This window comes from Pseudonocardia parietis, assembly GCF_017876315.1.
Classification (GTDB): domain Bacteria; phylum Actinomycetota; class Actinomycetes; order Mycobacteriales; family Pseudonocardiaceae; genus Pseudonocardia; species Pseudonocardia parietis.
Genome location: NZ_JAGINU010000001.1, coordinates 3,652,015 through 3,671,390, shown reverse-complemented (window position 1 = coordinate 3,671,390; position 19,376 = coordinate 3,652,015). Strand labels below are relative to the sequence as shown.

Below are 19,376 nucleotides of genomic sequence, written 5' to 3'. Positions count from 1 at the left end.
ATCTACTATGGTGCACATGCCGAGTACCACACCGCCCCCCACAACGACCGGATCCGATGTCGCCGCGCTCGCGCACGCCGTGCGTTCGCACCCGGGATGGACGGCGAAGTCGGCGATCGGACTGGTGTCCGAGGTCCTCGGCCCGAGCGACTGGGAGCTGGGGCCCGGCGACGACGGCGCGGTGGTGCCCACCTCACACGGCCGGGTCGTGGCGTGCGGCGAGGCGATGTGGCCGCCGTTCGTGGAACGGGACCCGCGGGCGGCGGGCTTCGCAGCCGTCCTGACCAACGTCAACGACGTCGCGGCGATGGGCGGCAGGCCGCTGGGGCTCGTCGACACGGTGGTCGCCGGGGAACAGGCCGCGCGGGCGATCCTCGAGGGTCTGCGCCAGGGCTGCGAGCTGTTCGGGATCCCGTTGCTGGGCGGGCACCTGACCCCGCACGACGGGCCGCCGTCGGTGTCCGCGTTCGCGATCGGGGACCTCGGCGGGCATCCACTGTCCGTGACGCGCTGCGCACCGGGCCAGGACCTGGTCGTGGCCGCCGCGGTGGACGGCCGCATGCGCCCCGACTTCCCGTTCTTCCCCGCCTTCGAGCAACGGGGCGATCGCTGCGCCGGCGACATCGCCGTGCTGGCGACGCTCGCCGAGTCGGGGGCCGCGGTCGCGGCGAAGGACATCAGCATGGCCGGCCTGGCCGGGTCGCTCGCCATGATGCTGGAGTGGGGGCCGTTCGGGGTCGAGGTCGACCTGGACGCCGTGCCCCGCCCGGCGGGCGTGGACCTCACGGCGTGGCTGACGTGCTTCCCCAGCTTCGGCTTCCTGCTCGCCGCGGCACCGGGACGGACGGCGGAGGTGCTGGCGGCCTTCCACGAGCGCGGACTGGCCGCGGCGGTCGTCGGGGCACTGGACGACTCGGGGGTTCTCGCGTTCCGCCGTGACGGTGACCGCGCGCAGGTCGTGGACCTGCGCGCCGAGCCCGTGACCCGCCTGTCGCGTGCCTGACCCCGGCGTTCCCGGTACTCCGGGCGCGTCGTCACACCCCGATGGCGTCGACGCCGCGCCCGGTGCCGGCTGCCGAGCGGGCGGCGACGTCGGTCGCCAGGGAGAAGATCCGCTCCATCGTGGCGGGGTCCTTCCAGGAGTGACACAACGCGAAGTCGACCCACCGGTGTGGAGGAACGACCTCGGAGCGGGACCAGTCGAGCTCGCCCCAGGTGACGGCCATCTCCAGCAGCTCGACCAGCTCGCCGATGTCCGACTCGACACGGAGCAACCGGTCGTGATGGTCCGGCCGGCCGTTGTCGTCGCAGCCACACGACGTGCTCCGCTCCGCAGCCCGCACGGGCCGCACCGGCTCGGAGAGCAGGGACTCCATCCAGACCTGCTGCAGCGTCATGACGGCACCTCCACGAACACTCGACGACGTGACGAAGCCCACCATGGCCGACGATGTTGCACCGCTGTTGCGCGTGCGGAGAAGGAGACGCCGGATGGAACGAGTAGTGGTGGCGGCCAGGGAGGACGGCCTGCGGTGCCGCGTGCGCGCCGGAGACCACGAGTTCGTCGTGGACGAACCCGCATCGGTCGGGGGGACCGACCAGGGGCCGCAGCCCACCGACCTCCTGCTCGGCGCGATCGCGTCCTGCTTCACGATCGCGATCTCCTACTGCGCCGCGAAACGCGGGCTCACCCCGGAGCCGGTGCGGGTGGAGGTCGCCGGCACCTACGACGGCCCGAAGTTCAGCTCCATCACGATCTCGGCCTCCGTCGGGGGGCTGACACCGGAGGAGCTCGCCACGGTGAGCGCCGCGGCCGAACGGGTCTGCTACGTCACCAACACCCTGCGGGGCTCACCGACCGTCGTGGTCCGTTCGACACCGGCCGACGACTCGACCCCGGCCGGGGGCGAGGACCGGAGTCACGACGACGCTGCGGGGCGCGGCGGGGAGAGCGACACGAACGCACGCCCGGGCGCGTAGGGCTCGTCGTCGAGCTCGGCGGGCTCCAGCTCGGCCGCGACCGCCTGCATCGCCCGGGTGACCGCGCCGAGGACCGCATCGCTCACGCGGTAGCGCTCGTCGGCACCGACCTCGACCCGCACCGCGCGGCCGCGGACCCGGCACCGCACGACCCGCGCGCCGGAGACCTCCCGCAGCACCTGCTCACCGCGCTCGACGGCCAGCAGCACGTCCGGCGAGACCGGGGTCCCACTGTAGAGCCGGCTGGCCAGACACGGCGCGGCGGGCAGGTCGTGCCAGGCGCGGCCACGGGCGGCGGCGAGCAGCCGGATCTCCCGCTTGCCCACCCCCGCCTCGACGAACGGATGCCGCACACTCCGCTCGGCGGCCGCACGCAGCCCCGGCCGGTACTCCCCCAGGTCGTCGGTGTTGGCACCACTGAGGATCGTCGCGTCCGGCAGGTCGGAGACCGCGGACACCCGCTCGAGCTCGTCGTAGAGGTGGGTCTTGCAGTGGTAGCAGCGATCCGTCGGGTTGCGCAGGTAGCGCTCGTCGCCGAACTCGCCGGAACGGACGAGCCGCAGCCGCCAACCGAGCAGGTGGGCGGTCGTCACGACACGCACGGTGGCCGCTTCCGGTACCGCCGGGGTCACGGAGTGGACGACGAGCGTGCCCGCGCGCGAGTCGGCACAGGCGAGATCGGCCAGGAGCAGGCTGTCCACGCCGCCGCTGCAGGCGACGACCCGGTGCCGCATGGTGGCGAGCCTCTCCTGCACCGCGAGCGCGGTCGCATTCTCCGGCATGCACGCCTCCCCTGCGTCGGGACAGGACACGGATCGTCCACGATAGCGGGCGGGGACAGCGGCGATCATCCTGCGACCCCTGTCGTGACGACTCGTCGCCCCGCCCGCTCGCCCTGTGGAGGGAGGCCCTGATGGAGCCCGAGCCCTACGCGCATCTCGACCACGACCGCCTCCGGCGGACCGGGGACCCGGAGGTGGTGTTCGGCCTCGGCAAGACGCCCGGACAGGTGGCGGACCTGCTGGGCCGGCTGCACGCCGCACATCCGGAACGCGCCGTGCTCGCCACCCGGCTCGACGACGCGGCGCTGGCTGCGGTCGCGAGGGCACATCCCGCGGCGGACCTCCACCACACGGCCCGGGCCGCCACACTCGGCCCGCTCCCGCCACCGCGGGGATCGGTGCTCGTCGTGACCGGTGGCACCGCGGACGGTCCGGTCGCCGGGGAGGCCGCACTGACCGTCGGGGTCCACGGCGCACACGCCCGTGTGATCGCGGACATGGGCGTGGCCGGCATCCATCGCGTGCTCGGGATCCGCGACGAGCTCGCCGCGGCCGACTGCGTCATCGTGGTGGCCGGGATGGAGGGCGCGCTGGCGAGCGTCGTCGGCGGGCTGACCGGCGTACCGACGGTCGCGGTGCCCACCTCGATCGGATACGGCGCGGCCTTCGAAGGGCTGGCCGCACTGCTCGGCATGCTCACGTCGTGTGCCCCCGGCACGGTCGTCGTCAACATCGACAACGGGTACGGCGCAGGAGTGCACGCCGCCCGCATCGCCCGTCGTACCGGGCGGGCCGACGCATCCGCCGACCCGGACCTCTGAACGGTCTCGCCCAGGTTGGCATTTACTATAAGACACGTGCTCTACTATCCGACATGACACCTCTGGCCGTCCACGATGCACACCGCCATCTCGGCGTCCTGCCGGCCTACCCCTTCTACGGGGGCCCGCCGGTCAACCCGGACATCTCCGCGCGCGAGACGATCGCGCAGCTGCAGGCCGATCTCGACGCCGAGGGCACCGAACTCGCCGTCGTGATCCCGAACTACGGGGTACCGGACGCGTCGGCCTCGTTCGCCCTGAACGAGCTGTGCCTCGAAGCCGCCGCCACCGACGCGCGGATCCGCACGGGCATCTGGGCGTCACCCCGCCCCCAGGACGCCGAGATGACGGCGAAGGCGCTGAAGTTCGCCGGTGAGTCCGGCGTCAAGGTCATCAAGATCAGCTTCCTGCTCGGGGGCCGCGCGTCCGACCCGGAGTGCCGCCCGGCCCTCGACGACATCTTCCGCACCGCCCGCGAGCACGACCTGACGGTGCACGTCCACACGTCCCCGGGCGGGGCGTCGGACGTCGACGAGATCGGCAACCTGGTCGACTGGTACGCCGACGACGTCCGGCTGCACCTGGTGCACATGGGCGGCGGGATGAGCGGGCACATCAAGCTCGTCGGCAGCCGGTTCTTCGACTGGATCGAGGCGGGCAAGAAGGTCTACACCGACACGAGCTGGGCGATCGGCTTCGCCCCGCGCTGGATGGCGGCGGAGATCGAGCGACGCGGGATCGGTGCGGACCGGGTGCTCTTCGCCAGCGACGAGCCGTGGGGCGACCGGGCCGGGGAGCTGGCCAGGATGACCGCCGCCGCCGGGGACGGGGAGCTGGGCCGCGCCGTCCTGCACGGCAACGCGGAGGCCCTCTACGGCTGATCCCCGGGGCCCGGTCCCGCGCCCGGTCCGGGTTCGCCCGGCGGTCGCGGGCCGGTCCCCTCCGCCCGTGCCGTCGTCCTCGCCAGGTCGAGCAGTTCGTCCACCGGCAGTCCCGTGCGCTCGGCGAGCTCCCGGATCTCCCGGTACTCCGGCTGCACCGTGACGACCCGGCCGGCGAGCAGCCCCCGCTTCACCGCGACCGCGCCGCTCCCGAGGTCCACGCGGATCTCGTCCCGGTGCAGCGACCGTCGCTCGACCCCCCGCACCCGGACGCCGAGCGTCGACGTGACCTCGAAGATCCGCACCACGACCGCGTCGAGTACGGCGGGGGCGACGAGAACGGTGAGCACGTGACCGGGCCGCCCCTTCCGCATGAGGACCGGGGTCAGCCAGGCATCGAGGGCTCCGGTGTCGTGCAGCGACTCCAGGACGTCGGGCCACCGTCGAGGATCCAGATCGTCGACCGTCGTCTCGACTGTGAGCAGCTCTTCCCGTCGCCACGGGGCCGGGTCGCCGGTCGTCGCCTCGCGCCGGTCCCCGAGCACGAGTCGCAGTGTGTTCGGGTGCTCGGCCGGGTCCGCGGTCCCGGCACCGACGCCGACGGCCGAGACCGTCGACGCGGGGAGCGGGCCCCACTCGTCGGCGATCTCCGCGATCAGTGCGGCGCCGGTGGGGGTGCAGAGCTCGAACCGGGCGGGGTGCGAGGCGATCGGGATTCCCGCCTCGGCCACGATCCGCAGCACCGCGGGTGCCGGCACCGGGAGCCTGCCGTGGGCCGCACGGACCGAGCCCGAGCCGAGAGCGACCGGCGACGCCACCACCCTCGCCCGGGCGTCGAGGAGCCCGAGCTCACCGAATGCCACCGCGACACCGAGCACGTCGGCGATGGAGTCCAGTGCGCCGACCTCGTGGAAGTGGACCTGCTCGACGTCGACCCCGTGCACGGCGGCCTCGGCGCGGGCCAGGCGGTCGAACACCGACGTCGCGAAGCGAACCGCGTCGGACGGCGCCGCCGAACCGGCGAGCAGGGACCGGACGTCGCCCGGCGTGCGGTGCACCGTCGACGGGGTCGCCCGCACCTCCGCGTAGCCGGCGCGCAGCCCGTGCCGGCGCACCTCCCGGATCCGTAGGTCGATCCGGTCGCCGCCGGTCAGGGGGAGCGAGGCGAGCGCAGCGCGGACGGCCTCGAGCGACGCCCCCGCGTCCACCGACGCCGCGAGAAGCATGTCGCCGGCGGCGCCGTTCCCCGCGTCGATCCATGCGGTCCTGGTCATCGGGGTTCGCCGTACCCGGCGGGGCGAGGACGATTGACCGGCGGCACGCAGCTCACTCCCTACCGGGTCGGACACCGGGACTGGGGCACCGTACTCACCCGATCCCGCCGATGCTCATGGCGACCAGGGACACCGACCCGACCAGCAGCGTCGAGAGCGCACCGAGGACGAGCCCCCGCTTACCCGTCTGCAGGAGTTTCCCGAGCCGGACCTCGCTGCCGAGCCCGAACAGGGCCGCGGCGAACAGCAGCGTGGTGAGCGTTCCGGTGAACGACAGCACCGCCCCCGGGACGAGGCCGGTGCTGCGCGCCGCGATCATGGCGAGGAAGCCCACGACGAACAGGGGGACGACGGGGGGTCGTTTCCCGCCGGCGCCGGTGCCGCGCCGCCGGTGCATGAGGCCGACGCCGGCGACCATCGGGGCCAGCAGGATCACTCGCGTCAGCTTCACCACGACCGCGACGGCCACGGCGGCCGCGCCCGCCGGGGAGGCCGCGGCGACGACCTGGGCCACCTCGTGGACGCTGAGCCCCGCCCACGCGCCCAGCCGGTGCTCGCTCATCCCCAGCTCCGACCCGATCAGCGGCACGAGCGCGATGGCGAGGCTGCCGTACAGCGTCACGAGGGTCACGGCCGTGGCGACGTCCTCCTTGTCGGACTCGGTCACGCTGTCCATCGCGGCGATCGCCGAGGCGCCACAGATCGAGAACCCGGTGGCCACCAGGAGGCCGAGGCCGCGGGACACCCCGAGGAGCCGCCCCAGCAGTAGCGTCCCCGCGAACCCCACCAGCACGACCACCACCACGACCAGCACGGTGACCGGACCGAGGCCGAGCACCTCACCGAGCCCGAGCTGCAGACCCAGCAGGACCACACCGAGGCGCAGGAAGGCCCGCGTCCCCCAGCGCAGTCCTTCGCGCGCCCGCTCCGGGATCAGCGGCGCGGCGAGCACACCGAGCACGACCGCGACGGTGAGCGCGCTGACCGGCGGTAGGGCAGCGTTGACGCCGAGCGCCACCGCGGTCGCGAGTGCCGCGACCACCAGGCCCGGTGCGACCCTACGGATCCGGACGGCGACACCGTCGCGTTCCGTGGGAGGTGTGTCGGAGGTGGTCATGACCGAACTGTGGCAATCAGGAACGAGGGGAGGTAGCCCGTCTTGGAACCCACGTCATCACCCACGGGAATGACCCGGCTGCCCGACATCGCCTCGTTGCAGCTGCTCGTGCTGGTCGGTGAGCAGGGAAGCCTGACAGCCGCCGCAGCCGGCGTCGGGATGACGCAGCCCGCGGCGAGCAAGCGGATCAACGCCCTCGAACGCCGTTTCGGCTTCCGGCTGCTCGACCGCTCCCGGCGCGGCTCGGTGCTGACCGCCGAGGGGACCCTCGTCTGCGGCTGGGCGGGCCGGGTACTCGACGAGCTCGCCGTCCTCACCGACGGGGTCCAGGCCCTGCAACGCCAGCGGACCGCCCAGCTCACCGTCGCCGCGAGCCTGACGGTCGCCGAGCACCTGCTCCCGGCCTGGCTCGGCGAGTTCCGGCGCACGTCGCCGGAACTGCACATCGGTCTGGACGTGATGAACTCGCGCCGGGTGTGCGAGGTCGTCCGCCGGGGAACCGCCGATCTCGGGTTCATCGAGTCGCCGGGCGAGCTCGACGGGCTGCACTCGCGCACGGTCGCGCACGACCGTCTGGTCCTGGTGGTCGCACCGGGGCATCGGTTCGCCCGGCGGCGGCACCGACCGGTCGGACCGCAGGAGCTGGCCGGGACCCGGCTGGTCCACCGCGAACCGGGATCGGGAACCCGCGACACCGCCGAGCTCGCCGCGGCGCATCACGGTGTCGAGCTCGTCGCGCCCCTGCTCGAACTCGGGTCGAGCAGCGCGGTCCGCAGCGCCGTGCTGGCCGGCGCCGGCCCCGCGCTGGTGAGCGAGCTCGTCGTCGGCGCAGATCTCCTGTCCGGCGACCTGATCGAGATCCGCACCGAGGATCTCGAGCTCCGCCGGGAGCTGCGGGCGGTCTGGCGGCAGGCCGCGCACCCGACAGGTCCGGCCGCCGACCTGCTGGCGCATGCCCTGCGCCACAGCGGGCGACGCAGGGAGCTGCGGGCCGAGGCACCGCCCGAATCCGTGCCGTGACCAGGTCCCGCGGCCGTCACCGGCCTCAGAGGGCGAGTGCCGCGTCGGCTCCCGCGTTGATGGCACGCACGAAGTCGGCGGGCGAGTCCGCGTCACCCAGCACCCGCACCTCGATGTCGCCCGGTTCCAGGTCCTCGAGGACGGACGACCCGGTCGGCCGCCAGCCGATGGCCAGCGCGACCAGGTCCGCGGGGAGCTCGTGGACGGCTCCGTCGGTCGCCCTCCAGCGGACCAGGCCCGGCTCGATGTCGACGACCGTGGCGTTCACCAGGAGCTCCACCCCGTCGTGGCGCAGCTGGCGCACCATCTGACGACGGGTGATCGCCTCGATCCCCCGGCCGACGCCGCGTCGCATCTCGACGACGGTCACCTCGGCCCCGCCGGCCCGCATCAGCTCCGCCGTCTCGCAGCCGGTGGCGCTACCCCCGACGACGACGAGCCGGGTCCCGGGCGGCACCTCGACCTCGCCGCGCAGGAAACGCTGGGCATCGTGGACGGTCGGGCCGTCGATGCCCGGGATGGGCGGCACGAGCGGATCGGCGCCGGTCGCGACGATCAGGACGTCCGGTCCCTGCTCCTTCACGATCCTCGCCGTGACCGGGGCCGACGTGTGCAGCTCGACGCCGAGCGCCGCCAGCCGGGCGATCTGGTGATCGCGGAACCGCAGCACCTCGTGCTTGCTCGGCGCCAGTCCCGCGACCGTCAGCTTCCCGCCGAGCTCCGGGTCGCGTTCCCAGACCGACACCTCGTGCCCGCGCAGCCGGGCCAGTCGCGCCGCCTCCAGACCCGCGGGTCCGGAGCCGACGACCATCACCCGCCGCAGCCGTGCCGCCGGCTCGACGGCCCACGTGAGCTCCCGGCCGACCTCGGGATTCACCGCGCAACGCGCCCGTTCCCCGCGCCCGACCAGGTCGACGCAGGCGTTGCAGGCGATGCACGGGCGCAGCTCGTCGCGCCGGGCGTCGCGGACCAGCAGCGGCCAGTCGGGCTCGGCGATCAGGCCCCGGCCGAGCAGCACCATGTCCGCGTCACCCTGCTCCACCACGGCCTCGGCCAGGTCGGGGTCGTCGAGCCGGCCGACCGCCATCACCGGGACGGAGACCTCCTTCTTCACCGCCCGCACCAGGTCCAGCATGTGCCCGCGCGGGACCGACATCGGCGCGAGCGTCTGCTGCAGGGTCAGCCAGGTGCCCGAGGACACCGAGATCGAGGCGGCACCCGCCCGCTCGATCATCCCGGCGACGGCGACCGCGGACTCCGGGTCGAACCCGCCCGGCTCCGCGTCGGTCCCGTTCAGCCGCCAGACCAGCGGCAGATCGCACGCCGCGCCGATCGCGCGCGCGATCTCCACCGAGAACCGCGCCCGGTTCTCCAGCGTGCCGCCGTAGGCGTCGGTGCGGTGGTTGTGCTGCGGCGACAGGAAGTTCGACGGCAGGTAGCCGTGCGCCCCGTGCACCTCGAGGTAGGTGAACCCGGCCTCGCGGGCGAACCGGGCCGCCCGCGCGTAGTCCTCGACGATCCGCTCGATCTCACCGACCGTCAGCTCGTGCGGCACCGGAGCGGCCGAGTTCAGCGGCACCGGGGACGGCGCGACGGACGGCCCCTCGACGACCTGCCGGCCGGGGTGCATGAGCTGCACGCCGACCGCCACGTCGAAGGGCTCCAGCTCCTCGACGATCCGGCGCAGGCCCGGGACGAACTCCGGCCCGCTGATCCGCGGCTCCGGCCCGACGGTGTCGCCGGAGACCAGGCAGCCCTCCACCGTGATCGCCCCGACGCCGCCCTCGGCGCGCCGGCGGTAGTAGGCCACGGTGTCCTCGGTGACGTAACCGCCGTTGTCCAGGCAGGTGCCCATCGGCGCCATGACCAGCCGGTTCTTCAGGGTGAGCGGGCCCAGCCGGACCGGGGTGAACAGCACGTTCACGGCAGCACCCGCAGCGCGCGTACCGGGCACGCGGCGACGCCGAGCTCGGCCTCCTGCTCCTCCCCCGGCGGCACCTCACGGTCCTCCTCGAGCGCGGAGAAGCCGTCGTCGTCGAGCGGGAACAGGTCGGCGTCGACCACGTAGCACTGGGCGTGGCCCTCGCACACCCCGGGCACCAGCCCCACCCTCATGAGCGCCCTCCACCGTGTGTGACCGGCAGCGCCTCCAGCGATCGCGAGGCCAGTACCGACTTCCACTCCGGGTCACCGGCGAGTGCCAGCCCCGGCATCCGCTCGACGATGCGGGCGACCGCGATCCGGGTCTCGGTCCGGGCGAGCTGCGCGCCGATGCAGGCGTGGATCCCCTTGCCGAACGCGATGTGCGGGTTCGGGCTGCGCCCGATGTCGAGCACGTCCGGGTCGGTGAACTTCTCCGGGTCGCGGTTGGCCGAGGCCAGGATCAGGTGCACCCGCTCGCCGGGCCGGATGACGGTGCCACGCACCTCGGTCTCGGCGACCACCCAGCGGTTGAGGACCTTGATCGGACCGTCGAAGCGCAGCAGCTCCTCGACCGCGGTGCCGATCAGCTCGGGCTCGGCCCGGAGCCGCTCCAGCTGCTCGGGATGGCGCAGCAGGGCGAGGATCGAGTTCGCGATCGAGTTGGTGGTGGTCTCGTGCCCGGCGAACAGCAGCAGTGCGCACATCGCGACGAGCTCGTCGTCGGACAGCCGGTCGTCGCCCTCCTTGGCCATCAGCGCGGACAGCATGTCCTCGCCGGGCTCGCGCCGCCGGTACTCCACCAGCGACCGGAAGTAGGCGGCCATCTCCTGCAGGCCACGCAGCGCCCGCTCGTGCCGGTCCGCCCGGGCAGCGCCGCCGGTGCCGAACGCGACGAGCGCGAGCTCGTCGGACCACTCGCGGAACCGGTCGCGGTCCTCGGGGGGCGCCCCGAGCATCGTCGCGATCACGGTCGCCGGGAGCGGGTAGGCGATCCCGGCGATCAGGTCGGCGGGGCCGGACTCCTGCAGGAAGCCGTCGATGTGGGTGTCGACGATCGCGGTGATCTGCTCGGTCATCGCGGCGATCCGCTGGCCCTTGAAGGCGCCGGCGGCCAGCTTGCGCAGCCGGGTGTGTGCCGGCGGGTCGGACACGACCATCCAGTCCGCGATCAGGCCGAGCACGGTGTCGCTGGCGGACGGCTCGCGGGCCCGCTCCGGCCGGTCCGCCCGGGCCGCCAGCAGCGGCCGGACCCGGTCGCTGGAGAACGCCTTGTTCTGGAACGAGGCGGAGTTGTCGTCGTAGCGGGTGATCAGCCAGGCCCGGTGCGCGGCGCTCCAGTGCACCGGGTCGGTCTCGCGCAGGGCGTGCAGCAGCGGGTACGGATCGCCGCTCGCCGCCGGGGTCAGCAGGTCGTCGGTGAAGGCGGTGCCTCCGGTTCCGGTCATCGTCAGCTCCTCAGGCACTCGCGACCCAGGGGCGGGTCAGGCTCCGGGCCAGGCCGAGCCGGTCCCGGATGATCCGGCCACCGGTCACCCGGCCGCCGGTCACCGTGACGAGACCGACCAGGTGCAGGCTGCCGGTCGTCCCGGCCAGCGCGGCGTCGTCGATCCCGGCGTCGGGCCCGAGCCCGCCGGTGTAGGTGCCGGTGCGGGTGACCCGGAAGGCCACCCTCGTCCCGGCCGAGAACAGGTCGTCCACCTCGGTCGACGCGTCGACCAGCAGCGGTTCCGGCGCCCCGTCGTCCATCACCACCGGGCCGGCGGCGTCCGCGGCGTCGAGCCACGTCCGCACCACGGACTCGGCGGCCCGGTCCGGGGGCTCGGCCACCACGTCCCACGGCGCGACGGCCGGCGGTTCGACCGCGGCCGGTATCCCGGAGGCGAGCTGCCGGCGCCGGGCCAGGTAGTCCTGCTCGACGGAGTTGTCCAGCAACCGGCGCCCGTTCCACCGGTAGAGACCGAGGCCGCCCCACGCCGCGGCGCGGCCGTCGTGGCGCATCGAGCGGCCGTGCTCGGAGAACCGCATCACGAGGCGGTCACCGTTGGTCACGATCTCGTGCACCGTCAGGCACAGCCCCGGGAACTGCGCGAACTGCTTCTGCGACGCCGGGATGTAGAGGTCGTCGCGGCCGGCCACCTCGTGCGGCCCCATCCGCAGCGTGTAGTCCGGCTCCATGATCTCGGCACAGACCGAGACGTCCTGGCGGTTCGTGTAGTCGTTGACGTAGCGGCGCATCAGCGCGACGAACGGATCCATCTATCGCCCCTCGAACCTCGGTGCGCGCTTCCCGACGAACGCCGCGATGCCCTCGGCCGCGTCGGCCGTGCCGTGCAGGGTCGTCAGCGCGGCCGTGGAGTGGTCCCACTCGCCGCGGTCCACACCCCGGTTGACCAGGTTCTTACCCGTGGCCAGCGCGAGCGGTGCCATCCCGGCGATGCGGCCCGCCATCCGGTGCGCGGTGTCCATCAGCTCGGCGGCGGGCACCACCTTCTGCACCAGGCCGATCTGCATCGCGGTCGCGGCGTCGACCCGCTCGCCGGAGAACATGAGCAGCTTGGTCCAGTGCCGGCCGATCACCGAGGGGGCGCGCAGCACCCCGAAGCCGGGGACCAGCCCGACCGCGCTCTCCGGCATGCCGAACACCGCGGTGTCCGACGCGACCACGACGTCGCAGGCCAGTGCCAGCTCGCAGCCGCCCCCCATCGCGTAGCCGTTCACCGCGGCGATCACCGGCAGCGGGGACTCCTCGACCGCGGCGAAGCTGCGCATGCAGTCCTGCTGGAACGCGCGCTTGGCGGTGACGTCGGTCAGCTCGGCGAAGCTCGCGATGTCCCCACCGGCCGAGAACGCCTTCGTCCCCGCCCCGGTGATGATCACGGCCCGGGTGCGGCCGTCGGTCTCCAGCGCGGTCAGCGCCGCCCGCAGCTCGGGCCAGAAGGCGCGGCCCATCGCGTTCAGCCGCGCCGGGTCGTCGATGGTCAGGACGGCGACGGTCAGCCGGCCGTCGTCCACCTCGTGCTTCTCGACCCTCAGGTTGCTCGCCGAGCTCCCACGGTCGCTGCTGCTCACAACGCACCTCCCGACGCGATGTCGATGCTCGCCGCCACGACGTCCCGGGTCCGCCCGGGTTCGATGATGTCGTCGAGCGACAGGTTCGCGGCGGCCTCCCACGGCTCCGCCTCGCTGATCCACTCGGCCGTGAGCTCGGCGACGAGCTCGGCGTGGGCCTCGGGCCCCTGCTCGGCCAGCACCCGCTCCAGCCGGCGGCGGTGGATCGTGCGGATCCCGGTCTCCGGGGCCATGAACCCCAGTTCGGCCGAGGGCCAGGCGTAGAGGAAGTCCGGCTTGGTCGGCCGCCCGCCCATCGCGAAGTGCCCACCGCCGTAGGCCTTGCGCAGCACCACGCCCACCTTCGGCACGGTCGCCTCGGTGATCGCCGAGACCAGCGCCTCGTAGCCGTGCAGGATCCCGCCCCGCTCTGCCTGGGTACCGATCATCAGGCCGGGCACGTCGTGCAGGAACACCAGCGGCAGCCCGAAGGTGTCGCACAGCTGCACGAACACCTTCTCCTTCTCCAGCGCCGCCGGGTCCAGCGCACCGGCCCGGACGATCGGCTGGTTCCCGACGAGCCCGACCGGGCGCCCGTCGATCCGGGCCAGCGCGCACAGCAGGCTCGCCCCCCAGCCGTCGGCCCACGGCAGGATGCTGGCGGCGTCGGCCAGGCAGGCGAACACGTCGCGCATGTCGTAGCCGGAGCGCGCGCCGAGCGGGACGATCGACTCGAGGTCGGCCGGGTCCCGGGCGGGCGGCAGCGGCGGCGCGACCGGCGGGCGCTGCGCGGAGTTCTGCGGGAGGTAGGACAGGAAGGCCGCGATCGCGTCCATCGCGTCCGCCTCGGTGTCGACGACGAGGTGCGCGTTGCCCGCCTCGGTCGCGGCCGCGGGGCCGCCCAGCTCCTCGTCGCTGACCTTCTCCCCGATCGCCGGCTCCACGACCGACGGGCCGGACAGGGCGATCGAGCCGCTGCGCACCATCACCACGTAGTGGGCGGTGGAGGCGTGCAGCGCGGAGTCGCCGTAGCTCGGGCCGAGCACCGCCGCGGCGCGCGGCACCACGGGCTTGCCGGGCGGCGGCTTGAGAAAGGTGGTGAAGTCCAGGGGGAGCCCGGAGAAGCGCCAGCCGGAGACGTCGGGCATCCGGCCGCCGTCGGCGTCGCAGAGCAGGACGAGAGGGAAGCCGTGCCGTTGCGCGTGCTCGATCAGCCGCCCCTGCTTGCGCATGCTGATCGGCGCGGTCGTGCCCGCCACCACGCTGGAGTCGATCCCGATCACGCCGATCCGCCTGCCGTCGAGCAGGCCGAACCCGGTGACGACGGCGTCACCCGGGATGGGCTTGTCACGGCGCAGCTCGGGCAGCGCGAGCGCGCCGATCTCGAACCAGGTCTGCGGGTCGACCAGCATGTCGATCCGCTCGCGGACCGGCAGCCGCCCGGACTCCCGGTGCCGGCGCAGCCCCTCCGGTCCACCGCTGGCGTGCGCCGCGGCCTGTCGTTCCCGCAGCTGCTCCAGCCGACCGGCCATGGTGCCGGCGCCGGCGGAGGAGTCCCCGCCACCGCTGCCGTCACCCGGCTCGTCCGCCGCCGTGGGCATGTCTGTCGCCCTCACGGAACCTCCGCTGTTCGTCGTGCCATCGGGGCCGCCCGCGCCCCGGTGTCGTGGTGCGGCAACGTCCTCGCGTAACGCTGACGCTAGACTATCAGACGGTCGGTTGGTAGACAGGTCCGGCCGACGTGCACCACCGAGCAGAGCGGAGCCGACAGTGTCGACGTCCTCACCGATGCGCACCGTCCTCGTGGCGAACCGCGGCGAGATCGCCGTACGTATCATCCGGTCCTGCCGCGAGCTCGGCCTGCGCACGGTCGCCGTGTACAGCGATGCGGACGCCGGGGCGCCGCACGTGCGGATGGCCGACGAGGCCGTCCGGATCGGGCCGGCGCCCGCCCGGTCGTCCTATCTCGACGTCGACGCGCTGCTCGGCGCCGCCAAGGCCTCGGGGGCGGACACCGTCCACCCCGGGTACGGGCTGCTCAGCGAGGACGCCGGGTTCGCCGAGGCGGTCGGGGCGGCCGGACTCACGTTCGTCGGCCCGTCCCCCGAGGTGATCGCCCGGATGGGCGACAAGGTCGCGGCCCGGGCGGTCGCCGACGGGTGCGGGGTACCGCTGCCGCCGGGCACCGGCACCCTGACCGCCGGGCAGGCCGCCGAGGCGGCGGCAGGCATCGGGTTCCCGCTGGTGGTCAAGGCGTCCTTCGGGGGCGGCGGGCGCGGGATGCGGGTGGTCGGCTCCCCCGCCGAGCTGGACGAGGCGATGGCCGCGGCGGGCCGGGAGGCCGGCGCCGCGTTCGGCCGCTCCGAGGTGCACCTGGAGCGCTACCTGCAGCGCCCGCGGCACGTGGAGGTACAGGTGCTCGGCGACGGGCACGGCACCGTCGTGCACCTCGGCGACCGGGACTGCTCGGTCCAGCGCCGGCACCAGAAGCTGATCGAGGAGGCCCCGGCACCCGGACTCACCCCCGAGCTGCGCTCGGCCCTGTCCGAGGCGGCCGTCACGCTCGCCCGCACGGTCGGCTACGTCGGCGCGGGCACCGTCGAGTTCCTCGTCCTGCCCGGGACCTCGGAGTTCTTCTTCCTCGAGATGAACACCCGCCTGCAGGTCGAGCACGGGGTCACCGAGCTGGTCACCGGCCTCGACCTGGTCGCCCTGCAGCTGCGCATCGCCGCCGGTGAGCCGCTGCCCTTCACCCAGGACGAGGTCCGGATCAGCGGACACGCCATCCAGGCCCGGATCGCCGCCGAGGACCCCTGGGCGGACTTCCGGCCCGCGCCCGGCACCGTCTCGACACTGGAGCTGCCGCTCGGCCCGGGGATCCGCAACGACTTCGGGCTGGCCGCGGGCGGCGCCGTCGCACCGGAGTACGACTCGATGTTCGGCAAGGTCCTCGCGCACGGCGCCGACCGGGACAGCGCACGCCGCAGGCTGGTCGCCGCCCTGGGTGAGCTGCGGGTCGAGGGCGTCCCGACCACGGCGCCGTACCTGCGCACCGTCCTGAGCTCCGCGTCGTTCACCGAGGCCCGCCACGACACCGGGTCCCTCGAGCGCGACTGGACCCCCGACCCGGCGGACCGGCCGGGCGCACCGTCGGGTACGGCCGAGACGGTGGAAACCCCCACGGTCTCGTCGGGCACGATCCGGCGGGTGCGGATCGCGACCGACCGCGGGCCGGTGGAGGTCGCGGTCCTCGGCCGCGCCCCCCGCTCCGGGGCGAGCGCGTCCCCGTCCCGGCGGCCGGGACGGGAGTCCGCCGCGCCCGGCGCGAGCGGGCCGGGCGGCGCCGGCGCACCACCGATCGCACCGATGGACGCCACCGTGGTGGCGGTCCGGGTCGAGCCGGGTCAGGAGATCGCGGCCGGCGAGGTGGTGGCCGTGCTGGAGGCGATGAAGATGGAGATGGAGATCCGCAGCGAGGTCGCCGGACGGGTGGCCGAGGTGCTCGCGGTGCCCGGCGGGCCGATCGCCGCAGGCAGCCCGCTGATCTCCCTCACCTAGGGAGTGCCCAACCTGAATCGACGTAGCCGCCCCTGGTCGCCGGCGCGTGGGTCAGCCCTTCGTGTCGCGGACGTCCGCTCCCTGCTCGGCGAACGCCTTGAAGTCCTGCATGTGCTGTTGCGACTGCTTGCGGAAGGCACTGCGCATGACGAGCCCCACCAGTCGCATCGGCACGCTGCTGAACCTGAACTCGTTCTCCTGCACCCAGAGCGTCGCCTCCGGACCGGCTTCGGTCACCCGGTCGCGTGCGGCGTTCCACATGCCCTCGGCGACGATCTCGCGGTCGAAGTGAACGACGCTGTCTCGCGGGATCCCGTGCAGGTTCGCCGGTTCCCGGCGCGTGATGGTCTCGGTGCCCTCCATCTTCTGCTGTCCCGTCTGCAACACGACGCGCGACTCGGTACCGACCTGCCCGTGCACCCCGCTCAGCGGCTCGTGCAGCACCAGGCCCCGCAGCCACTTCGGCAGGTGTGCGGAGTCGGCAAGCAGCTGGACCACCCGCTCCCGCGGCAGGGCGATCTCGATCGAGACGGTGTACTTCATGCGGCGTGCTCCTGATTTCCTTGTGGAAGGAGGCACGCTAGCGACCTCGCCGGTATCAGGCGAGTCTTATATCTTGCAGCACGTCGCGTCGTCGCTGCTCGATCAGGACAGGGCGGCGATGCCGGCCCGGCGCGCGGCGAGTGCCGACTCGGTGGCCACGCCGGCCACCGCCATGTCGGCGAGCTGGGCGCCGATCACCTCGGGGGTGAAGGCGCCACCGGGACGGAACCAGCGGTACACCCAGTTCGCCGAGCCCAGGACGCTCAGCGCGGCGAGCCGAGGCTCGACGTCCGGCCGGACCAGGCCCTCCCGCTGAGCCTCCTCGATGAGGTCGCGGAACACCCCCTGGTAGGCGTGCTCGGTGCCGAGCACCTCCTGCCGCCGCTCCGGGGGCAGCGCGGACAGCTCGTGCAGGAACACCGCGACCGCCACCAGGTTCCGGCAGGTGTGCTCCACGTGCCCGGCGACGACCCGCTCCAGGCGCTGGAGCGGGTCGCTCTCGACGGACGCACGGCTCCGGACGACCTCGAGGCCCTCCTTGTGCACCATGCTGATCACGTCGAACAGCAGGTCCTCTTTGGACTGGATGTAGTAGTAGAGGCTGCCCTTGAGCATGCCGAGCCGGTCCGCGATGTCCTGCAGCGAGGCACCGTCGTACCCTTTCTCGTAGAACACCTGGGTCGCGACCTCGATGAGTTCGGCCCATCGCTCCTCGCGGGGCTTGCGCTCCCCGCCGGAGCGTCGCGCGCTCCTGCCTGCCGGCTGACGCACTGGACACACTCCTCGGTCTCGGGATGAAATCCCTAGTCTACCGTTTGGTAGACACGCCCGATCACAGCCGGGTCGCCGCGTCCAGCCGTACGACCTCACCGTTGAGCAGCTCGTTCTCCATGAAGGTGGCCACGAGGTCGGCGAAGTCCGCGGGGCGGCCCAGCCGTTTGGGGAACACGTGCAGGTCCATCAGTGCGGCCCGCCGCTTCTCGTCGGCACCGGCCAGCATCCCGGTGTCCATGATCCCGGGGCAGACCGTCATCACCCGGATCCCCCAGATCGCGAGATCACGGGCCAGCGGCAGGGTCAGCGCGACGATGCCACCCTTCGACGCCGAGTACGCCGCCTGCCCGGCCTGACCCTCGAGCGCGGCGGCCGAGGAGACGTTGACGACCAGGCCGCGCTCCCCGTCGGGCCCCGGCTCGTTGCGCGACATCGCCGCGACCGCGTGCCGGAGGACGTCGAACGTTCCGACCAGGTTGATCTCGACGGTGCGCCGGAAGACGTCCAGCGGGTGCAGGTCGCCCTTGCGGGACAGCACCCGCGCCGCCGGGCTGACGCCCGCCGCGTTGACGCAGACGTCGATCCGGCCGAAGTGGTCGGCGACCCGGGCGACGGCCTTCTCGACCTGCTCCTCGTCCGCCACGTCGGCGGGCACGAACGTCGCCGCGTCGCCGAGCTCGCCCACCAGCGCCTCGCCGTCGCCGGTGGGCAGGTCGAGGATCCCGACCCGCCCACCACCCGCGACCAGCCGCCGCGCGGTCCCGGCCCCGAGCCCGGAGGCGCCCCCGGTGACCAGGCCGACCGATCCGCGAACCCTCACTTGACCGTCGCGCCGGCGTCCACCGGGAGCGCCACCCCGGTGATGTAGCGCGCCTCGTCGCTGGACAGGAACAGCACGGCGTTCGCGATGTCGATCGGGTCGACCCACGGGATCTGCAACGCGTTGAGCGACATGAAGCCGCCCATCGCCTTGTCCTGGGTCGGGTCCGGGTCGCCGGGGGCAAACATCCCGTAGGTACCCGGGTTCTGGATCATGTGGGTGTCCACGTTGGTCGGGTGCACGGTGTTCACCCGGATACGCTGGTCGGCCAGCTCGTTGGCCATGGTCCGCATCAGACCGACGATGCCGTGCTTGGCCGACACGTAGTGCGCGACCTGCATGACACCCTTCAGCCCGCCGATCGAGCTGATGAACGCCATCGACCCGCCACCGCGCCGGACCAGGTGCGGGACCGCGACCTTCGCGGTGTGCCAGACACCGGTCAGGTTGATGTCGATCATGTCCTTCCACTGGTCCTCCGTCAGCTCCCAGGACTGCCCGTAGCTGGCGATCCCGGCGTTCGCCACGACGATGTCCAGCCCGCCGAGCTCCGCGACACCCTCGTCGAGCGCGGCCTGTAGCCCAGTCGTGTCGCGGACATCGGCCTTGCGGGCGACGATCCGCCGGTCGAGCTTCTCGACCGCGGCGACGGTCTCGGCGAGGTCCTCCTCGGTGGCGAGCGGGTACTTGTCCACGCTCGCGATCGGCGCGCAGGCGTCGACCGCGATGATGTCGGCGCCCTCCTGCGCCAGCCGCAACGCGTGCGCCCGGCCCTGGCCGCGCGCGGCGCCCGTGATGAATGCGACCTTTCCGGCTACCCGTCCGGTCATCGGAG

Annotated in this window: 20 protein-coding genes; 6 read left to right on the top strand and 14 right to left on the bottom strand. The window is 73.3% G+C overall.

What is annotated here, in order from left to right:
* The first annotated feature begins 16 nt into the window (after nucleotides 1-16).
* Nucleotides 17-1,003 carry an AIR synthase related protein gene (locus JOF36_RS17445; protein ID WP_210028006.1) on the top strand — a complete coding sequence of 329 codons (987 nt, stop codon included), beginning with the start codon at nucleotides 17-19 and terminating at the stop codon, nucleotides 1,001-1,003.
* A gap of 31 nt (nucleotides 1,004-1,034) precedes the next feature.
* On the opposite strand, the gene JOF36_RS17440 is transcribed toward JOF36_RS17445, so the two are convergent.
* Nucleotides 1,035-1,397, bottom strand: coding sequence for a hypothetical protein (locus tag JOF36_RS17440; RefSeq protein WP_210028003.1), 363 nt, complete (start codon nucleotides 1,395-1,397; stop codon nucleotides 1,035-1,037).
* Between the two features lie 94 nt (nucleotides 1,398-1,491).
* On the opposite strand from JOF36_RS17440, the gene JOF36_RS17435 reads away from it, so the two are divergent.
* Nucleotides 1,492-1,980, top strand: coding sequence for an OsmC family protein (locus tag JOF36_RS17435; RefSeq protein WP_210028001.1), 489 nt, complete (start codon nucleotides 1,492-1,494; stop codon nucleotides 1,978-1,980).
* Here the strand turns inward: JOF36_RS17435 and larE are convergent.
* The gene (gene larE, locus JOF36_RS17430; protein ID WP_210027999.1) at nucleotides 1,920-2,762 is read right to left on the bottom strand and encodes an ATP-dependent sacrificial sulfur transferase LarE; all 843 of its coding nucleotides are present in this window, start codon (nucleotides 2,760-2,762) and stop codon (nucleotides 1,920-1,922) included. The genes JOF36_RS17435 and larE overlap by 61 nt on opposite strands.
* 131 nt (nucleotides 2,763-2,893) lie before the next feature.
* On the opposite strand from larE, the gene larB reads away from it, so the two are divergent.
* Nucleotides 2,894-3,583, top strand: a complete 690-nt coding sequence (larB, locus tag JOF36_RS17425; RefSeq protein ID WP_210027998.1) for a nickel pincer cofactor biosynthesis protein LarB — start codon at nucleotides 2,894-2,896, stop codon at nucleotides 3,581-3,583.
* A gap of 53 nt (nucleotides 3,584-3,636) precedes the next feature.
* Complete coding sequence (locus JOF36_RS17420; RefSeq protein WP_245350880.1) at nucleotides 3,637-4,464, top strand: amidohydrolase family protein; 828 nt, start codon at nucleotides 3,637-3,639, stop codon at nucleotides 4,462-4,464.
* On the opposite strand, the gene larC is transcribed toward JOF36_RS17420, so the two are convergent.
* Both larC and JOF36_RS17410 read right to left on the bottom strand, forming a co-directional pair.
* Nucleotides 4,455-5,738 carry a nickel pincer cofactor biosynthesis protein LarC gene (gene larC / locus JOF36_RS17415; RefSeq protein WP_210027997.1) on the bottom strand — a complete coding sequence of 428 codons (1,284 nt, stop codon included), beginning with the start codon at nucleotides 5,736-5,738 and terminating at the stop codon, nucleotides 4,455-4,457. The genes JOF36_RS17420 and larC overlap by 10 nt on opposite strands.
* Before the next feature lie 94 nt (nucleotides 5,739-5,832).
* Nucleotides 5,833-6,855 carry a YeiH family protein gene (locus JOF36_RS17410; RefSeq protein ID WP_210027996.1) on the bottom strand — a complete coding sequence of 341 codons (1,023 nt, stop codon included), beginning with the start codon at nucleotides 6,853-6,855 and terminating at the stop codon, nucleotides 5,833-5,835.
* Nucleotides 6,856-6,924: 69 nt separating this feature from the next.
* Between JOF36_RS17410 and JOF36_RS17405 the strand changes: the two genes are divergently transcribed.
* A complete protein-coding gene (locus tag JOF36_RS17405; protein WP_210027995.1) occupies nucleotides 6,925-7,875 on the top strand; it encodes a LysR family transcriptional regulator in 951 nt (316 codons plus the stop codon).
* Nucleotides 7,876-7,900: 25 nt separating this feature from the next.
* Here the strand turns inward: JOF36_RS17405 and JOF36_RS17400 are convergent, their stop codons facing one another.
* The 6 genes from JOF36_RS17400 to JOF36_RS17375 are packed head-to-tail and all read right to left on the bottom strand — an operon-like array spanning nucleotide 7,901 to nucleotide 14,462.
* Nucleotides 7,901-9,799 (bottom strand): NAD(P)/FAD-dependent oxidoreductase, encoded by a 1,899-nt coding sequence (locus JOF36_RS17400; protein WP_210027994.1) that lies wholly within the window; start codon nucleotides 9,797-9,799, stop codon nucleotides 7,901-7,903.
* Nucleotides 9,796-9,990, bottom strand: a complete 195-nt coding sequence (locus tag JOF36_RS17395; RefSeq protein WP_210027993.1) for a ferredoxin — start codon at nucleotides 9,988-9,990, stop codon at nucleotides 9,796-9,798. The genes JOF36_RS17400 and JOF36_RS17395 overlap by 4 nt, the downstream gene beginning before the upstream one ends.
* Complete coding sequence (locus JOF36_RS17390; RefSeq protein WP_210027992.1) at nucleotides 9,987-11,243, bottom strand: cytochrome P450; 1,257 nt, start codon at nucleotides 11,241-11,243, stop codon at nucleotides 9,987-9,989. Before JOF36_RS17390 ends, JOF36_RS17395 begins: the two co-directional genes overlap by 4 nt.
* Before the next feature lie 10 nt (nucleotides 11,244-11,253).
* Nucleotides 11,254-12,054 (bottom strand): ester cyclase, encoded by an 801-nt coding sequence (locus JOF36_RS17385; RefSeq protein ID WP_210027990.1) that lies wholly within the window; start codon nucleotides 12,052-12,054, stop codon nucleotides 11,254-11,256.
* A complete protein-coding gene (locus JOF36_RS17380) occupies nucleotides 12,055-12,867 on the bottom strand; it encodes an enoyl-CoA hydratase/isomerase family protein (protein ID WP_210027989.1) in 813 nt (270 codons plus the stop codon).
* On the bottom strand, nucleotides 12,864-14,462 hold the full coding sequence (locus JOF36_RS17375) for an acyl-CoA carboxylase subunit beta (protein WP_210027987.1): 1,599 nt from the start codon (nucleotides 14,460-14,462) through the stop codon (nucleotides 12,864-12,866). Before JOF36_RS17375 ends, JOF36_RS17380 begins: the two co-directional genes overlap by 4 nt.
* 154 nt (nucleotides 14,463-14,616) lie before the next feature.
* Between JOF36_RS17375 and JOF36_RS17370 the strand changes: the two genes are divergently transcribed.
* Entirely contained in the window at nucleotides 14,617-16,404 is a 1,788-nt protein-coding gene (locus JOF36_RS17370; RefSeq protein WP_210027986.1) for an acetyl/propionyl/methylcrotonyl-CoA carboxylase subunit alpha, read from the top strand.
* Nucleotides 16,405-16,455: 51 nt separating this feature from the next.
* Here JOF36_RS17370 and JOF36_RS17365 read toward each other — a convergent pair whose 3' ends face one another.
* The 4 genes from JOF36_RS17365 to JOF36_RS17350 form a co-directional block, all read right to left on the bottom strand.
* Nucleotides 16,456-16,947, bottom strand: a complete 492-nt coding sequence (locus JOF36_RS17365) for an SRPBCC family protein (RefSeq protein ID WP_210027983.1) — start codon at nucleotides 16,945-16,947, stop codon at nucleotides 16,456-16,458.
* Between the two features lie 102 nt (nucleotides 16,948-17,049).
* Nucleotides 17,050-17,718: a TetR/AcrR family transcriptional regulator gene (locus JOF36_RS17360; RefSeq protein ID WP_210027982.1), complete on the bottom strand. Its 669-nt coding sequence runs from the start codon at nucleotides 17,716-17,718 to the stop codon at nucleotides 17,050-17,052.
* A gap of 61 nt (nucleotides 17,719-17,779) precedes the next feature.
* Entirely contained in the window at nucleotides 17,780-18,541 is a 762-nt protein-coding gene (locus tag JOF36_RS17355; RefSeq protein ID WP_210027981.1) for an SDR family NAD(P)-dependent oxidoreductase, read from the bottom strand.
* Entirely contained in the window at nucleotides 18,538-19,371 is an 834-nt protein-coding gene (locus JOF36_RS17350) for a mycofactocin-coupled SDR family oxidoreductase (protein ID WP_210027980.1), read from the bottom strand. Before JOF36_RS17350 ends, JOF36_RS17355 begins: the two co-directional genes overlap by 4 nt.
* Nucleotides 19,372-19,376 lie beyond the last annotated feature (5 nt).

What these genes read in the sequence shown, in the direction of transcription:
- JOF36_RS17445 (WP_210028006.1), top strand. Translation starts at nt 17, where the DNA reads ATGCCGAGTACCACACCGCCCCCCACAACGACCGGATCCGATGTCGCC.
- JOF36_RS17440 (WP_210028003.1), bottom strand. Translation starts at nt 1,397, where the DNA reads ATGACGCTGCAGCAGGTCTGGATGGAGTCCCTGCTCTCCGAGCCGGTG.
- JOF36_RS17435 (WP_210028001.1), top strand. Translation starts at nt 1,492, where the DNA reads ATGGAACGAGTAGTGGTGGCGGCCAGGGAGGACGGCCTGCGGTGCCGC.
- larE (WP_210027999.1), bottom strand. Translation starts at nt 2,762, where the DNA reads ATGCCGGAGAATGCGACCGCGCTCGCGGTGCAGGAGAGGCTCGCCACC.
- larB (WP_210027998.1), top strand. Translation starts at nt 2,894, where the DNA reads ATGGAGCCCGAGCCCTACGCGCATCTCGACCACGACCGCCTCCGGCGG.
- JOF36_RS17420 (WP_245350880.1), top strand. Translation starts at nt 3,637, where the DNA reads ATGACACCTCTGGCCGTCCACGATGCACACCGCCATCTCGGCGTCCTG.
- larC (WP_210027997.1), bottom strand. Translation starts at nt 5,738, where the DNA reads ATGACCAGGACCGCATGGATCGACGCGGGGAACGGCGCCGCCGGCGAC.
- JOF36_RS17410 (WP_210027996.1), bottom strand. Translation starts at nt 6,855, where the DNA reads ATGACCACCTCCGACACACCTCCCACGGAACGCGACGGTGTCGCCGTC.
- JOF36_RS17405 (WP_210027995.1), top strand. Translation starts at nt 6,925, where the DNA reads ATGACCCGGCTGCCCGACATCGCCTCGTTGCAGCTGCTCGTGCTGGTC.
- JOF36_RS17395 (WP_210027993.1), bottom strand. Translation starts at nt 9,990, where the DNA reads ATGAGGGTGGGGCTGGTGCCCGGGGTGTGCGAGGGCCACGCCCAGTGC.
- JOF36_RS17390 (WP_210027992.1), bottom strand. Translation starts at nt 11,243, where the DNA reads ATGACCGGAACCGGAGGCACCGCCTTCACCGACGACCTGCTGACCCCG.
- JOF36_RS17385 (WP_210027990.1), bottom strand. Translation starts at nt 12,054, where the DNA reads ATGGATCCGTTCGTCGCGCTGATGCGCCGCTACGTCAACGACTACACG.
- JOF36_RS17365 (WP_210027983.1), bottom strand. Translation starts at nt 16,947, where the DNA reads ATGAAGTACACCGTCTCGATCGAGATCGCCCTGCCGCGGGAGCGGGTG.
- JOF36_RS17350 (WP_210027980.1), bottom strand. Translation starts at nt 19,371, where the DNA reads ATGACCGGACGGGTAGCCGGAAAGGTCGCATTCATCACGGGCGCCGCG.